Here is a 13958-nt window from a genome sequence, read left to right as displayed (position 1 = left end):
ATATCAATAAACTAAATATGTGAGGTTAGTATGAAAAAGGTTTCAGCAATACTTTTAATTATTTTGTGTTTTTTCTTTTTTGGTTGTAACGATAGTAAAAAAAGTAAGGATGTAGAGAAAACAGAAGAAATAGTTCTGCCTGAAATTACGATTCTTGGTTTGGAGAATAATTTAACAAGAATTTATGAATATAATTCGCAAAACCTAACTCCAACAAAGATTAGTTTTCAAGATGAGATAATTGATTTTACAAAACAAAATAATACAATTTTATTTAAGCAAATAACAAAGGATAAAAATATTCAATATTATTTGATATCTAAAAACAAAAAAGTTTTTATAAAAAATTCAAATACTATAAATGCCCTAAAACTTTCTAAGGATGGTAAAAAAGTTATTTATAATGAAGAGAATAATGATAATATACAATATTATATATTTGATATTCTTCAAGAGTCTAAGAATGAATTAAGAAAAGATATTATTATTTCTGGGGATATGTATCAATGGCTAGACGATGAAAAAATAATTTTTTACGGAGTGGATAATTCACAGGCAAGTGGAATTTTTATTTATGATATAATCAATGATAAATTAATTAGATTATATACAGTACAAGGATACTTAGAGTTTTTCTCTCTTGTAAGTGATAATAAGTTATTAGTTTTAAAAAATGATTTAAATAATAATAAACAACTTATTCTATATGATTTAGAAAATAACAGTAAGAAAGAATTAACTAATCGTGTTGAAAGAGTTGATTCTGCGGTGTCCTTTGGAGGTACTATTTATATTGAAGGAAATGTGAAAAATAATAAATATAGTATTTATGAAATAACAGAAGCAGGAAAAATAAATAGGTTAATCTATGACTTTCCTAAAATATTATCTGAAAAACAAAAGATAGTTTGTGATAAGGATGGAAACTTGATTTTTATTGGTTATCAAGAAGATTATCAGAAACAGGAGGTATATGTTTATAATGTTAAGGAAAGGTATGTAAAAGTTATTTCTTCAAGGCAAATTGAATATAGAGTACATTGAAAAAGTATTAGTAAAAAACTAGTACTTTTTTTGTTTATCTTAGGAAAAATATGGTAATAAATATAATATTGATAAACAGCTTTGTAACTGAATTTATATGTTTTTAGAAAAAATAGTACATGTCGAGGCTATTTTTCTGAATTGATTAAGAAGTGAAATTGTTTATCTTTATATGAGGTGAAGATATGAAATATAGTTTGCAGGATGTAAATATTAAGTTATCAAGATATATTCCTAAAGAAATAGCAAAGGAGCTTAATATTATACCTATTAAAGAAGAATTAGGGAGTATTTATATAGGGTGTGTAAAAGAGACATCAGAGATTAATAATTACCTTAAACTTATTTATGAAAAGGATATAAAAATAATTTTACTAAATAAAGATAATATTAGAGAACTAATTGAATCTGTATATAGTGGATTTTCGAACAATATAAACAATGATACTGTTATAGAAACGACAACAGGATTGGTAAATAACATTATAGAGCAAAGTATAAAACAAGAAGCAAGTGACATTCATTTAGAACCTATGGCGAGTAATTCGATAATAAGAATTAGAGTCGATGGAAAGCTTTATTTAATGGCAAAAATAGATAATAATCAATATTTAGCTGCTTGTACTAGAATAAAACTCATATCTAATATTGATATTACTGAGAAAAGAAAGCCTCAGGATGGGAAAATTTCCTTTAAGTATCAAGATAGAAGTTATGATTTAAGAGTCTCATCAATACCTACTATCTATGGCGAAAAGATAGTCATAAGAATATTATATAATGAAAGTTTCAATTTAGATATTAATTCTTTAAGTTTTCCAAGGGAGCAGTTAGAGATTATTAAGAGGTTAATTGCTTTAAGACACGGAATAGTTTTAGTATGTGGACCAACTGGGAGTGGGAAATCTACTACATTATACTCAATTATAAAAACGTTAAACATTAATAATTTAAATATTACAACAGTAGAAGATCCCGTAGAAGTTTATTTAGATGGTATAAATCAGATTAATGTTAATATAAAGGCTGGAATAACTTTTTCTAGCGGCTTAAGAAGCATATTAAGGCAGGATCCTGATGTGATAATGATTGGAGAGATTAGAGATGAGGAAACTGCTAAAATAGCAATACGTTCATCTATTACAGGTCACAAGGTATATTCAACAATTCATACTAATTCTGCATTAGAAGTCTTCACAAGACTTTATGATATGGGAGTTGAAAAGTACCTAGTAAAGGATGCGATAAAAGGTATTATTTCTCAGAGATTAGTAAGAAAGTTATGTGATAATTGCAAAGAAAGTTATGTTATTTCATCTGAACAAATTGAAAAGTATGGTATTAAGATAGGTTCTAGATTATCTAGATCTGTTGGATGTAGTAAGTGTAATTATACTGGCTTCAAAGGCAGGACATTAGTTAGTGAGGTTTTGGTTATAGATGATAAATTAAAGGCTTTCTCAGGTGAAAGTGACAGTATATATAATAGCTCTACATCTAATAATGGATTAATAAAAATTTGTAGGAGTTTACTTTTAGATGGAAGAATTTCTTTTGAGGAATATGTAGATTTCGTTGAGGGGGAGGCATTTTGAGAAACCTATTAGTTGATTATGAAAGTATACTTATGATTACATCAAATCTATCTTTGTTGTTAAATTCCGGTATACCTTTATCTAGTACTCTGGAAATTTTAATAGACTGTTTATCTAGTGAGAGGTATAAAACTATCATAATGAATATTCAAAAAGAAGTAAGTGAAGGTAATAGTTTAGGAGAAGCTTTTATGGTAAATTCCAAAGATTTTCCAGAGCTATATGTAGAAATGATTTTAATTGGTGAAAAGAGTGGAAGTCTTATTAATGTTTTAGATAAGATCACAGAATACTATGATATGGTAAAAAGTTGGAAAAGTAAACTGAAGAATATTTTAACCTATCCTATTATATTATTAATTTCTGTAATTTTACTGTTAAATTTTTATTTGCTATTTATAGTTCCATCTATGAAAGGTTTTATATTAAGTATGAATACAAATGTTCCATGGTATACAAATGAAATATTAAGTTTTAGTGATTACATCATAGAAAGCCCACATATATTTTTTGGTTATCTAATTGGATGGGGATTAGGAATAATATTGATTATTAGTAGTATTTTGAGTTCTGTAAGAATACAAGAGTTTTTATATAAAATTAAAATAGTTCAGCAATATAATGAAATGCTTTTTATTTACACCCTTTATTTAATTATTAGTAGTGGAATATCTTATTATAATGGGTTTGAAATTTGTAAGTACAATATTACTAACAAGGTTATTAAAAAAGATTTTGAAAAAATAATAGAATATGTTAATGAGGGATTAAGCTTATTAGAAGCAATTAAAATGTTAGAGCGATACTCAAATTTAAGCTTATCCATGATAAAGTCAGGAGAAGAATCAGGTAAACTTGAGTATAATCTTTTAAGGCTTACTAAAATGCTTCAAACAAAGTTTTATGAGAACTTAGATAGAAAAATATGTCTAGTTCAGCCAATTATTATTTTAATTATAGGAGTTATAATATGCATTTTAATAATAATAATGATTTTACCTATTTATTCAGGAGTAAATGTATAAAGACAACCAGAAAAAAAGGTTTTACATTAATTGAACTTATGGTTTATTTATGTATTCTTGTAATTATTATGTCTAGCTTTATGTCTATTGGAACGATGTATAAAAGGTATGAAGAAAAAAAAGAAATGGAATGGTATGTTGAGCAAATACACAGTTTAATTACATATAGTGAACTTTTTTGTAAGGCAAATGATAAATCTGCAAGAATAGTAAATACAAGAGGGACGATAAGTTTAGAAACAGAAGAAAGAAAAATAAAAACTTTAATTATTCCTCCAAAATACAATGTATATATTAATACAGATATAGATAATATCCTTGTAATAAGTTCTAAGGGAAATATATATACCTCAGGCACAATATCTATCAAGGGACCTCGAGATAAGCAAGCTAATATAACTATACAACCGGACAATAGCTATGTTAGAGTGCGGTAGTAAAAAAGGGAATATTTTGCTTGAGGTTTTGATTGCGGTTGCAATCCTTTTCGGTTTAACATCAGCTATTTTTTTCACTTTGGATGTATATCTAAATAATATTACAAATGAAAAACTGCTTAAAGAAAGCAATTGTATTATTGACATCTTAGTTAAAGAGTTAAAATACAACTATAGCAAAGATGATTTATTGAACAAAATTTCTGTGAATGGTAGTTCATATTATTTTCAACCGAAGAAAATTAATTATGAGGACTTAAAAATTAAAGATTTATTTTCTGTAGCTTCTAGATATAAGGAAAATGAATCTAATTATATTGAGTTGATAATTCATAGTGATAACTTATCAGGAGTTATCTTACAACTGAATATAAAGCTAGAAAGGGGGCAAGGAAGATATAACAAGGTTATACAAATTAATAAAATCAATTAAGATAAGTAATAAAAAAGGGTATGCACTTATTGAACTAATAATTTATATGTCTCTGAGCTTAGTAATATTAGCTGTAGCTTTTAATGTGTTTTATTTTGTTTTAAAAAATATACACAAAAGTAATGTAACAGAAATCAATAAAAATAATGTACTTAATTGTTTTAATTTTATAGAAAATAAATTAGATATATCGCCCACAAAAATATATTTAATTGAAAATAATAAAATTATTATTTACCACTCACAAGGAGATGTTCAACAGATAGAAGGTGAAATGTTTTCATTTTCATCATCAGTGTTTAAAGCATATAAGATTAATATAAATAATACTAATATTTTAGTTAGTTCAACAAAGATACTATTAGAGAATGTTGAAAAAGTGGAATTTATTAAAAAAAATAAGTTGGTTTACTTAACTATAAAAATAAAAGGAGAGGAGCAATTATCTAGGTGTTTGATATTAAGAGAGTAAGGTGTGGAAATATTTGTTTAAGTGTTCTAATAATCTTAGGAACTACACTTGTGTTAAGTTCGCTACTTCTTTGGTCTTCTCAGAATTGCTTAGAAAAATCTAAATTACAGCAAAAAATTTTGTTGAAGGAAATAACTAAGGTTATTAAGTAGGAGGATATAATGAGGTGGAATACTGTATTAGTTTCAAGTTTAGGCTTTAAGTACACAAAAAATAATATTGACTATAGTGATATTGTTAATAGTAAAAAGGATAATTGTAAAATAGTAATGTTAAATTCTGATTTATTTATAAAAATCATAAAACTAAATGAAAAATATAAGAATGTCGAGAAGCTTATCTCGTTAGAAATTAATAAGTTTTTTAAAGGGGATAATTTATTATTTCATTATTTAATTATAAAGAATAAAAGAGAAAAGATGGCATTTATATATACTATAAAAAATAATTTGATTATAGATAAGTTAGAACAAAATACTGGTAATATAAAAATAATACCAGTACAATTTTTATTTTTAAAAAAGATATTAAAAGATATTAACAAGGAACTTAATTTTATAATTTTTACTTTAAATGAATATACATATGTAATGGGCGTTTGGACAAAAGTAATTGTATCAAATCATATTATTAATAATAAAGAAGTAGATAGTTTTAAGAATATTTTTGAAGAGGTTATAAACGGAGTAAGGAAGTTAATTGAAAGAGACTTTGAAGATTATAAGATTTTTATAGTTAGTGATGTATTGCCCATTTTTATTGATGGAGTTCCCAAAGATAAAGAAATTGTTATGTTAAAAAGAGAGGATTACAATGTTTTATAAAAAATATAAAAATTTCTTACCCTCTAGGTATATTGAAAGAAAAAATAAATATTACTCTGAGATTATAAAACGAATCACTATATACATATTAATTGCTAATTTATTTTTGCTACCAATAAGTATGAATAATTTTATTTCGCATAAAAAAGAACAAACTTATGAAATGAAAAACAACATTACTATAAATAATGAGGACGTAATTTTAAATAGTGAAAAGTTAAAAAAGATTAGAGATCTCGTTTGTAAATTAAATATAATCGAGCTTACATTAAATGAAGATGAGCTTAAAATATTAGCTAATGAAAAAGATATAGCGAAGTTTATCGATGTTTTGAAAACTTATAAAATTAAGATTTTATCTATAGATATACAAGAAAAAGATCAAGTAATCAGATTAAGTGCGAGGATTAGTAAATGAAAATCAATAAATACTCAGTTTTTGTATTATTGTTGTTAAATATACTGCTATTTTTTCAAGTGTCACTAATTATAGTTAATTATAGAAAAGATATAAATAATCAAAAGACTTCAGAGAAGATTGTAAATTTAGATACTAAGAACAAACAAACAGATATAGAGACAGTACTTTATGTTTTATCAAAGGACATAAAAGATGCTAGAATAATTAAAATTAATGATAATGCTGGAGGTACTGATGTCACTTTAAATTTAAATATGGAATTTGATAGATTAATTACGGTAATGAAGTTTTTTGAAGATAATCATATTAAGATATCAAGTTGTGAATTTAATTATAATCAAAATAGTTTATCTTGCAGCGTAATTCTACATTGTGAAGGTAACAAGTTATAGTTTAGATATAGTATCATTAACCAATTTTAATGAAAATAATTGCATTTGATGTATTGTTTTGATAAAATAGCATTGTTATATTTACAGCGATTATTGTTTGTAATTATAATATTTTCATACTAGTTACAATAATTATTACATAATAGTAAAAAAATGTTTATAAATAAAAGTGCTTGAAAATATACTTAAGTAATTATATTATTTATAGTGGTTTGGTATTAATTTACCTGAAAGGGTTATAATATAAATGAATTAATAGATTTTGGAGGGATACTTAAAATGATATCAGCAAGTGATTTAAGAAAAGGTACAACTTTTGATTTAGATGGACAAGTGTTTACAGTTATAGACTTCCTACATGTTAAGCCTGGTAAGGGAGCAGCCTTCGTTAGAACAAAGCTTAGAAATGTTATTTCAGGAGGCGTTACAGATAGAACATTTAACCCAACTGAAAAGTTACAAGAAGCTGTTATTGAAAGAAAAGAAATGCAATATCTTTACTCAGATGGAGAGTTATACTATTTCATGGATCAAGAGACTTTTGAACAAATTCCTTTAAACCATGAAAAAGTTGAAGATGCTATAAGGTTCTTAAAAGAGAACATGTTTGCCATCATAAAGTTTTATAAAGGAGAAGCTTTTTCAGTTGAACCTCCAAACTTTGTTGAATTACAAGTTACTCAAACTGAACCAGGAGTTAAGGGAAATACAGCAACAAATATATCTAAGCCAGCTACAGTTGAAACTGGTGCAATTGTTAATGTTCCAATATTCGTAAATGAAGGGGACATGATCAGAATAGACACAAGAACTGGAGAATACATGGAAAGAGTATAGGCAATTTATATGCTAAGTTCTAAATGAACTTAGCATGTTTTGCATAAAGGATGTGTTATTCGTGAAGGAAATAAGAAATATTATTGAAAATCTTTATGAATTACTAGACGATAATAAAGAATCTAATAAAAGCATAGAATTTAATTCGTTAGTAGTAAATGTATTAGATAAACTATGTAATGAGGTAGAAGCTCTTCAAGTAAATCAAGAGGCACTTGAGGAATCTATTAGTTTCTTAAATGAAGATATTTCGGAGATTCAAGAAGATTTATTTGAAGAAGTATCTATAGAGGATTTAGAAGCCTATGAAGATGAATATGTTGAAGTAACTTGTAATCATTGTAAAAAGACTATATTTATAGAAACACAAGCAATTAATAATAATGAAATTATTCCTTGTCCTTATTGCTCGGAGAATATAGTGATTTAATACTCTCAATTTTTGAGAGTATTTTTTTATTCCTTAAGTAATAATTTTTTTAAAATTTTAATAAGAATTATATATATACTAGTTTACTCATTATATTTAATTTTTAAAAGCTAAGGGATAGAAAGAAGGGGAAATCTTGGAGGAGATAAGAAGTATATTGCCATTTAAAATGTATGAAATCATTAATGCAGAGGAAAAAATGGACAAACTTCAAGAGATCAGAATAAAAATAAATAAACCAATAATAGTAAGTGTTAATAATAAAGAAATAATACTTAATTATGTACCTTCAATAGATGATGTGAAAAATATACTTCAAAAAATAAGTAACTATTCACTGTATGCCTTTGAAGAAGAGATTAAGCAAGGATTTATAACTATAAAAGGTGGACATAGAATTGGTTTATCAGGTCAGTGGGTAATAGAAAATGGTTGCGTTAAAACTATAAAGTCAGTGTATTCATTAAATATAAGGATTTGTAGAGAAGTTATTGGTTGTTCAAACTCTTTAATGAAATATATTGTAGATGGCGAAAGAATCTATAATACTATTATTATTTCACCACCTAAATGTGGAAAAACCACTCTTATAAGAGATATTTCAAGGAACTTATCTAATGGATTCCCTAAATTAAAAATATCAGGTAAAAAAGTTTCAATTATTGATGAACGAAGTGAAATAGCAGCTTCATATAACGGCATTCCTCAAATGGATGTAGGTATAAGGACAGATGTTTTTGACAATTGTCTTAAAAGTTCAGGAATGATGATGGCAATAAGAAGCATGGCTCCAGAGGTTATAATATGCGATGAAATAGGTACTAATAAAGATATAGAAGCACTACTTAGTGCTTATAATTGTGGTGTAAATATTATTACAACAATACATGGAAATAATATTGAAGATTTATATAAAAGAATAGTATTTAAGGAGCTTTTAGACAATAAAGTTATTGAAAGAGTAATTGTTTTAAGTAATAGAAAAGGTATTGGGACAGTAGAAGATATTATTAATGTTATATCAGGGAGAAAGGAGGGAGAATGTGTTTAAGTTCTTTTTACTTTTAATCATAGTTGTAGCATCAAGCTATATAGGGTACCTTTACGGTAATAGATTTAGAAAGAGAGCTTTTCAACTAAATGAACTATTAAAGAGTGTTATTGATCTTCAAAATGAAATAACATATACCTTAACTCCTTTACCAGAAGCATTTATCACTATTTCTACTAAAGCAAAAGAACCAATCAATGAAATAACCAGACTTATTGGCTATCATTTGGAAAATAATTCAGCAGACAATGTATATAGTGCATGTAAATTGAGTATAATGCAGTGTGATGTTAATTTAAGTTTATTAAAAGAGGATACAGAAATAATGTTAGATTTATGTAAGTCTATCGGAGGAACTGGAATAGATGGACAAGTTAAAATCTTTACTTTAGCAATTGAAAGGATCAAAAATAATCTTTTAAAAGCAGAAAAGGAAAGTGATAAATATTCAAAAATGTATCAATATTTAGGTGTTTGTGCAGGCCTAATGATAGCAATATGTTTAGTATAAGTGAGGTGGGGGACTATGTTAGATTTATCTTTACTTTTCAAGATAGCTGGTGCTGGTATATTGTTAGTTATTATTGAGAAGGTTTTAGATAGTAGTGGGAAAAAGGAGATAGCTACTATCGCCAATATTGCAGGTATAGTAATAATATTAATGATGGTAATAACTTTAATAAGTAGGCTATTTGACTCAGTAAAGACTATGTTTATGCTTTAGGAGGAAATATGCTTATTATTAAAATAGTTTCATTTTGTTTCATTACTTTATTTCTTTACCTAATATTAAAAGAGCAAAAAAGTGAGACTGCAATTTATGTTTCTATTGTAGCAGGAATTTTAATTTTTCTTATACTAGTGCCACAAATAAGTGAAATAATCAACTTTATAAAAGATATAGCTACAAAGGCTAATATAGATATTATTTATATTGAGATTGTTTTAAAAATTGTAGCAATAGCTTATTTGACTTCTTTTTGTAGTGAAATTTGTAAAGATGCAGGTGCTGGAAGTATAGCTACTAAGGTGGAGTTTTCAGGAAAGATTATAATCCTTGTTCTTGCTATACCGATATTAATGGCAGTATTAGAATCAATTTTAAAAATAATGTAGGTGTTATTTATGAAAAAGTACTTCACTTTTTTAATATTCTTGCTGCTATTGTTCTTTAATTCAAGTTTAGTTTTAGCTATAGAAAAACAAGATAAGCAGCAAGTAGAGGACAATCCTAAAATTGAAAGGTTATACGATTATATTCAAAATATGAAAACAGATGAGGAAATATTAAATGGTCTTGATGCTAGAGAGTATATCACAAACTATATGAAAAATGGACAAGGATCCTTATCTACTGGTCAATTGATAAAGGCTTGCACAGCATTATTATTAAAAGAAGTAAGATCAACACTACAACTTATGATTTCATTAATAGTACTTGCAATAATAAGTGCTCTTCTACGCAACTTACAAAGTTCCTTCAGTGGTGAAAGTGTTTCTAATATAGCTTTTTACGCATGTTATGCTGTGATGATTATGTTGTTAACAAAAAGTTTCTTAATTTCATTAAACTTAGCCAAGGAAACTATAACTAAACTTTCAGATTTTACTGCGGTATTATTGCCAAGCTTAGTATTTTTACTTGCCACAGTAGGGGGATTAACTCAAGCGGCCACTGCAGACCCTATAGTTGTTGCAGCAGTAGGGCTTACACCAAGATTATATATAGACATAATAATACCAATAATTCTTACTGGATTTGTTTTAGGGTTTGTAAATAATCTTTCAGAAGAACATAAAATTAATGGATTATGTAAGGTTTTAAAGCAGTATATACTTTGGTTTCAGGGGATTATAATGACTATATTTATTGGTCTTCTAACGGTAAGAGGTATAGCATCTAATACACTGGATGTGGTTACTTTAAAGACTGCAAAATTTGCTGTAGACAATTTTATACCAATTGTAGGTAAAGCACTTTCAGATACTATTGCAACTATGGCAGGGTATTCTTTACTTTTAAAGAATGCTATAAGTTCAATAGGACTTCTCATAATAATAATTTTGATGCTTTTTCCTGTAATTAAGATAGCAATTATTGCTTTTGTATATAAGATATCTGCTGCATTAATTGAACCTATTGCTGATAAAAGAATTGTTAATTGTGTTGTATCAGCAAGTGAATCACTGATACTATTAATGTCATGTGTTATAAGTATTACAGTTATGTTTTTTATTATGGTATCAATAATGGCTAGTGCAGGAAAGTTTATTGTTGGAGGATAAAAATGGAGTTTCTTAAAAGCTGGGTATTAACTTTAAGTGCTACATTAATTTTTATAACCGCAGTGGAACTAATACTACCTGACAATAGTTTGAAAAAATATGTAAAGTTTGTTTTAGGGCTTATATTGATGGCAGTCATATTAAATCCTATCATTAAGTTACTTACTAGTTCAGATATAGAAATTTCGACTGCAATTGATAAATATCAGAATACTACCAATATGAACATAAGTGAAAAGAATGATAATAATAAAACTGAGGAGAAGTTTTTCGATAATCTTCAAAAAAATTGTGAAAAAATACTTGAAGATAAGCTTAAGAATAATAAATTTAAAGTTGAAATAGATGGAAAATTTGATTTTGAAAATATGACATTAGATGTTAATTATTTAAATGTCTATATAATTACTAGCGGCATAAAAAAAATAGAAAAAGTAGTAATCAATAAAAATAATTCTGAAAAGAAAGAGGTTAATAATAATTTGAGCAGAGATATTAAAACTATTCTTTCTCAAGAGCTAAAAACTTCAGAGGATAAAATAAAAGTTTTTGAAATGGAGTAGAGAGGGATAAATATGGATATAAAAAATTTTTTTGAAAAATTCAACAAGTCTTCTGATGGGCAAAAGATTTTAAAGCTGATTGCTGGATGTTTAATATTAATTTTTGTATATATTGCAATATCTTTTTTTTCAAATAAACCAGTAACGCAAACTTTTTCATCAGACACTTCAAAGAGTGAGGAAAATGCAAATGAAAATGTATCTAATTTTAATTATGAGGAACAGCAGAAGAATGATTTAAAAAGTATCTTAAAACAAATGGAGGGTATTGGAAAGGTTGACGTAATGATTACTTTTGAAAGTGATGAAACTAAGGTTCCAGCAGTAGATACTAATGCTCAAAAAGTTACTACTGATGAGACTGATAAGGAAGGAGGAAAGAGAATAACTAATCAACAGACTGATGGCAGTAAAGTGGTTGTTACTACTAGTAGTAAGGGTAATGAACCACTTATTGTTAAAACATATAAACCAAAGGTTATTGGGGTAGTAGTTGTTGCTGAAGGCGCAGAAAATAGCAAAGTTAAATATGACATAGGTAAAGCTGTTTCAAATCTTTATAATCTACCTCTAGATAAAGTGAATGTATATCCTATGAAAAAATAGCATATAATTCAGTAGAAAATAGATGGGAGGTATTTTTATGAATAGAAAGCAAGCAGGTATAATATTAACGCTTTTGGCACTTATTGTATGTGCCGGTATTTTAGCAGCTAGAGTTAATGGACAGGTTGATGATGGTACAGGCAGTCTTAGTTCATCACTATCCTTTAATAAGGATAGTAAAGACACAACAACAACTACTACAGATTACTTCTATGATTCAAGAAATGAAAGGGAACAAACAAGCTCTCAAGCACTTCAAAATCTTAAATCAATAATGGAAGACAAAAACACTTCTAAAGAGCAAAAGGATAAGGCAACACAAGAGTTTCAGAATTTAACTATGGCTATGAATTATGAAACAAGAATAGAACTAAGTATAAAGAGTAAGGGATTTGAAGATGCTCTTTGTCTAATAGAAGGAAATAAAGCTAGAGTTATAGTTAAATCTAAAGAACCTTTAACTGAAAAACAAAGTATTCAAATTCAGGATTCAGTTACAAGTGTAGCTAAAATCAAGGATATACTTATAGAGGTGAAATAAATACAATTGTAATATAACTTAATATTTGTTATAATAATCATATGATTAACAAGTTTTGCTATGCAAGACTTAAGGAGGGTAACAGAATGGATGAGCTAAACAGAGAAGTTACTAACATAGGAATTGTAAAGATTTCTGATGAAGTAGTTAGTGTTATAGCTAGTATCGCTGCTGGAGAAGTTAATGGAATTGTAGAGACTAATTCAAGTGTTACGGGTGGCATAACCCAGATTCTTACTGGTAAAAAAACTGCAGGTAAGGGTGTAAAGGTTGCTGTAGACAATGGAAGTGCTTCAATTGATATGACTATAGCCGTTTATTATGGAATTAGAATACCAGAGGTTGTATCGCAAGTACAAGAAAATGTTAAGAAAACCGTAGAAGCAATGACGGGCTTGTCAGTTTCATCAGTAAATGTTTATGTTCAGAACATAGTTGTTACTAAGAACGAAGAAAAAGTAGAAGAAGCTGAAGGATAATTTACACCCTCTGTTTACAGAGGGTGTTTCATTGTGTAAAAATAGTATTAACGTTTAATAATGTTAAAGTATGACTATAATATTAATAAAAACATAGGAGGATAAAATGAATAGAGTTAAATCAAGAGAAGTAGCTGTACAGCTATCATATCAAATGCTTATGAATAAGGAATCTGCAGAAGAGGTAATACAGAGCTTAATTGAAAATTATGAAGAAGACTTAAATGAGTTGGATTTAGAATATATTAAGAGAATTATTACTGGTATAGATGAAAAAAAGGATGAACTTGATGCTACTATAGAGAAGTATCTAGTTAATTGGAAATTTAATAGAATACCAAAGGTAAATATATCAATTTTAAGAATGGCTATTTTTGAAATGCTATATATGAATGATATTCCAGAGAAGGTTTCTATAAATGAGGCTATAGAGCTTGCTAAAATATTTTCAGATGAAAAATCAGTATCATTTATAAATGGTATATTAGATAAAATTTTAAAAAGTAATTAATTTTAAGGGGG

At 27.0% G+C, this 13958-nt stretch carries 21 protein-coding genes; all 21 read left to right on the top strand.

Features of this window, described 5'->3' with window-relative positions; all coding sequences use genetic code 11:
• Positions 1-30 precede the first annotated feature (30 nt).
• The 21 genes from CPJCM30710_RS03115 (at position 31) to nusB (ending at position 13947) form a co-directional block, all read left to right on the top strand.
• A complete protein-coding gene (locus CPJCM30710_RS03115) occupies positions 31-1044 on the top strand; it encodes a hypothetical protein (protein WP_212902715.1) in 1014 nt (337 codons plus the stop codon).
• Between the two features lie 185 nt (positions 1045-1229).
• A complete protein-coding gene (locus CPJCM30710_RS03110; RefSeq protein WP_212902714.1) occupies positions 1230-2639 on the top strand; it encodes a GspE/PulE family protein in 1410 nt (469 codons plus the stop codon).
• Positions 2636-3664 carry a type II secretion system F family protein gene (locus CPJCM30710_RS03105; protein WP_212902713.1) on the top strand — a complete coding sequence of 343 codons (1029 nt, stop codon included), beginning with the start codon at positions 2636-2638 and terminating at the stop codon, positions 3662-3664. Before CPJCM30710_RS03110 ends, CPJCM30710_RS03105 begins: the two co-directional genes overlap by 4 nt.
• Positions 3610-4101, top strand: a complete 492-nt coding sequence (locus CPJCM30710_RS03100) for a prepilin-type N-terminal cleavage/methylation domain-containing protein (RefSeq protein ID WP_212902712.1) — start codon at positions 3610-3612, stop codon at positions 4099-4101. The genes CPJCM30710_RS03105 and CPJCM30710_RS03100 overlap by 55 nt, the downstream gene beginning before the upstream one ends.
• The gene (locus CPJCM30710_RS03095; RefSeq protein ID WP_212902711.1) at positions 4085-4534 is read left to right on the top strand and encodes a hypothetical protein; all 450 of its coding nucleotides are present in this window, start codon (positions 4085-4087) and stop codon (positions 4532-4534) included. Before CPJCM30710_RS03100 ends, CPJCM30710_RS03095 begins: the two co-directional genes overlap by 17 nt.
• Before the next feature lie 85 nt (positions 4535-4619).
• A complete protein-coding gene (locus tag CPJCM30710_RS03090) occupies positions 4620-5006 on the top strand; it encodes a hypothetical protein (protein ID WP_212902710.1) in 387 nt (128 codons plus the stop codon).
• A gap of 161 nt (positions 5007-5167) precedes the next feature.
• On the top strand, positions 5168-5830 hold the full coding sequence (locus CPJCM30710_RS03085; RefSeq protein ID WP_212902709.1) for a hypothetical protein: 663 nt from the start codon (positions 5168-5170) through the stop codon (positions 5828-5830).
• Positions 5820-6248: a hypothetical protein gene (locus CPJCM30710_RS03080; protein ID WP_212902708.1), complete on the top strand. Its 429-nt coding sequence runs from the start codon at positions 5820-5822 to the stop codon at positions 6246-6248. The genes CPJCM30710_RS03085 and CPJCM30710_RS03080 overlap by 11 nt, the downstream gene beginning before the upstream one ends.
• Complete coding sequence (locus CPJCM30710_RS03075; protein WP_212902707.1) at positions 6245-6643, top strand: hypothetical protein; 399 nt, start codon at positions 6245-6247, stop codon at positions 6641-6643. Before CPJCM30710_RS03080 ends, CPJCM30710_RS03075 begins: the two co-directional genes overlap by 4 nt.
• A gap of 279 nt (positions 6644-6922) precedes the next feature.
• The gene (gene efp, locus CPJCM30710_RS03070; protein ID WP_212902706.1) at positions 6923-7480 is read left to right on the top strand and encodes an elongation factor P; all 558 of its coding nucleotides are present in this window, start codon (positions 6923-6925) and stop codon (positions 7478-7480) included.
• A 61-nt stretch (positions 7481-7541) separates the two neighbouring features.
• Positions 7542-7910 carry a CD1247 N-terminal domain-containing protein gene (locus CPJCM30710_RS03065; protein WP_212902705.1) on the top strand — a complete coding sequence of 123 codons (369 nt, stop codon included), beginning with the start codon at positions 7542-7544 and terminating at the stop codon, positions 7908-7910.
• 136 nt (positions 7911-8046) lie between these two features.
• Complete coding sequence (spoIIIAA, locus tag CPJCM30710_RS03060) at positions 8047-8961, top strand: stage III sporulation protein AA (RefSeq protein WP_246503436.1); 915 nt, start codon at positions 8047-8049, stop codon at positions 8959-8961.
• Positions 8954-9472 carry a stage III sporulation protein SpoIIIAB gene (gene spoIIIAB, locus CPJCM30710_RS03055; RefSeq protein ID WP_246503435.1) on the top strand — a complete coding sequence of 173 codons (519 nt, stop codon included), beginning with the start codon at positions 8954-8956 and terminating at the stop codon, positions 9470-9472. Before spoIIIAA ends, spoIIIAB begins: the two co-directional genes overlap by 8 nt.
• A gap of 15 nt (positions 9473-9487) precedes the next feature.
• Entirely contained in the window at positions 9488-9685 is a 198-nt protein-coding gene (spoIIIAC, locus tag CPJCM30710_RS03050) for a stage III sporulation protein AC (RefSeq protein WP_212902703.1), read from the top strand.
• A gap of 8 nt (positions 9686-9693) precedes the next feature.
• Positions 9694-10077, top strand: a complete 384-nt coding sequence (spoIIIAD, locus tag CPJCM30710_RS03045; protein ID WP_212902702.1) for a stage III sporulation protein AD — start codon at positions 9694-9696, stop codon at positions 10075-10077.
• Positions 10078-10086: 9 nt separating this feature from the next.
• On the top strand, positions 10087-11247 hold the full coding sequence (gene spoIIIAE / locus CPJCM30710_RS03040) for a stage III sporulation protein AE (protein ID WP_212902701.1): 1161 nt from the start codon (positions 10087-10089) through the stop codon (positions 11245-11247).
• A gap of 2 nt (positions 11248-11249) precedes the next feature.
• Entirely contained in the window at positions 11250-11810 is a 561-nt protein-coding gene (spoIIIAF, locus tag CPJCM30710_RS03035) for a stage III sporulation protein AF (RefSeq protein WP_212902700.1), read from the top strand.
• Between the two features lie 12 nt (positions 11811-11822).
• Positions 11823-12416: a stage III sporulation protein AG gene (gene spoIIIAG / locus CPJCM30710_RS03030; RefSeq protein ID WP_212902699.1), complete on the top strand. Its 594-nt coding sequence runs from the start codon at positions 11823-11825 to the stop codon at positions 12414-12416.
• Positions 12417-12453: 37 nt separating this feature from the next.
• Complete coding sequence (locus tag CPJCM30710_RS03025; protein ID WP_212902698.1) at positions 12454-12957, top strand: SpoIIIAH-like family protein; 504 nt, start codon at positions 12454-12456, stop codon at positions 12955-12957.
• Positions 12958-13043: 86 nt separating this feature from the next.
• Positions 13044-13436 (top strand): Asp23/Gls24 family envelope stress response protein, encoded by a 393-nt coding sequence (locus CPJCM30710_RS03020; protein ID WP_212902697.1) that lies wholly within the window; start codon positions 13044-13046, stop codon positions 13434-13436.
• 106 nt (positions 13437-13542) lie between these two features.
• Positions 13543-13947 carry a transcription antitermination factor NusB gene (gene nusB, locus CPJCM30710_RS03015; RefSeq protein ID WP_212902696.1) on the top strand — a complete coding sequence of 135 codons (405 nt, stop codon included), beginning with the start codon at positions 13543-13545 and terminating at the stop codon, positions 13945-13947.
• Positions 13948-13958 lie beyond the last annotated feature (11 nt).

It is taken from the genome of Clostridium polyendosporum, assembly GCF_018332455.1.
Classification (GTDB): domain Bacteria; phylum Bacillota; class Clostridia; order Clostridiales; family Clostridiaceae; genus Clostridium_AY; species Clostridium_AY polyendosporum.
Note: the sequence above shows the minus strand (reverse complement) of the source record. Positions and strands in the feature narration are given on the sequence as shown.

What these genes read in the sequence shown, in the direction of transcription:
- CPJCM30710_RS03080 (WP_212902708.1), top strand. Translation starts at nt 5,820, where the DNA reads ATGTTTTATAAAAAATATAAAAATTTCTTACCCTCTAGGTATATTGAA.
- spoIIIAF (WP_212902700.1), top strand. Translation starts at nt 11,250, where the DNA reads ATGGAGTTTCTTAAAAGCTGGGTATTAACTTTAAGTGCTACATTAATT.
- spoIIIAE (WP_212902701.1), top strand. Translation starts at nt 10,087, where the DNA reads ATGAAAAAGTACTTCACTTTTTTAATATTCTTGCTGCTATTGTTCTTT.
- CPJCM30710_RS03075 (WP_212902707.1), top strand. Translation starts at nt 6,245, where the DNA reads ATGAAAATCAATAAATACTCAGTTTTTGTATTATTGTTGTTAAATATA.
- spoIIIAC (WP_212902703.1), top strand. Translation starts at nt 9,488, where the DNA reads ATGTTAGATTTATCTTTACTTTTCAAGATAGCTGGTGCTGGTATATTG.
- CPJCM30710_RS03110 (WP_212902714.1), top strand. Translation starts at nt 1,230, where the DNA reads ATGAAATATAGTTTGCAGGATGTAAATATTAAGTTATCAAGATATATT.
- CPJCM30710_RS03025 (WP_212902698.1), top strand. Translation starts at nt 12,454, where the DNA reads ATGAATAGAAAGCAAGCAGGTATAATATTAACGCTTTTGGCACTTATT.
- spoIIIAD (WP_212902702.1), top strand. Translation starts at nt 9,694, where the DNA reads ATGCTTATTATTAAAATAGTTTCATTTTGTTTCATTACTTTATTTCTT.
- CPJCM30710_RS03020 (WP_212902697.1), top strand. Translation starts at nt 13,044, where the DNA reads ATGGATGAGCTAAACAGAGAAGTTACTAACATAGGAATTGTAAAGATT.
- CPJCM30710_RS03095 (WP_212902711.1), top strand. Translation starts at nt 4,085, where the DNA reads ATGTTAGAGTGCGGTAGTAAAAAAGGGAATATTTTGCTTGAGGTTTTG.
- spoIIIAG (WP_212902699.1), top strand. Translation starts at nt 11,823, where the DNA reads ATGGATATAAAAAATTTTTTTGAAAAATTCAACAAGTCTTCTGATGGG.
- CPJCM30710_RS03115 (WP_212902715.1), top strand. Translation starts at nt 31, where the DNA reads ATGAAAAAGGTTTCAGCAATACTTTTAATTATTTTGTGTTTTTTCTTT.
- efp (WP_212902706.1), top strand. Translation starts at nt 6,923, where the DNA reads ATGATATCAGCAAGTGATTTAAGAAAAGGTACAACTTTTGATTTAGAT.
- CPJCM30710_RS03100 (WP_212902712.1), top strand. Translation starts at nt 3,610, where the DNA reads ATGCATTTTAATAATAATAATGATTTTACCTATTTATTCAGGAGTAAA.
- nusB (WP_212902696.1), top strand. Translation starts at nt 13,543, where the DNA reads ATGAATAGAGTTAAATCAAGAGAAGTAGCTGTACAGCTATCATATCAA.
- CPJCM30710_RS03085 (WP_212902709.1), top strand. Translation starts at nt 5,168, where the DNA reads ATGAGGTGGAATACTGTATTAGTTTCAAGTTTAGGCTTTAAGTACACA.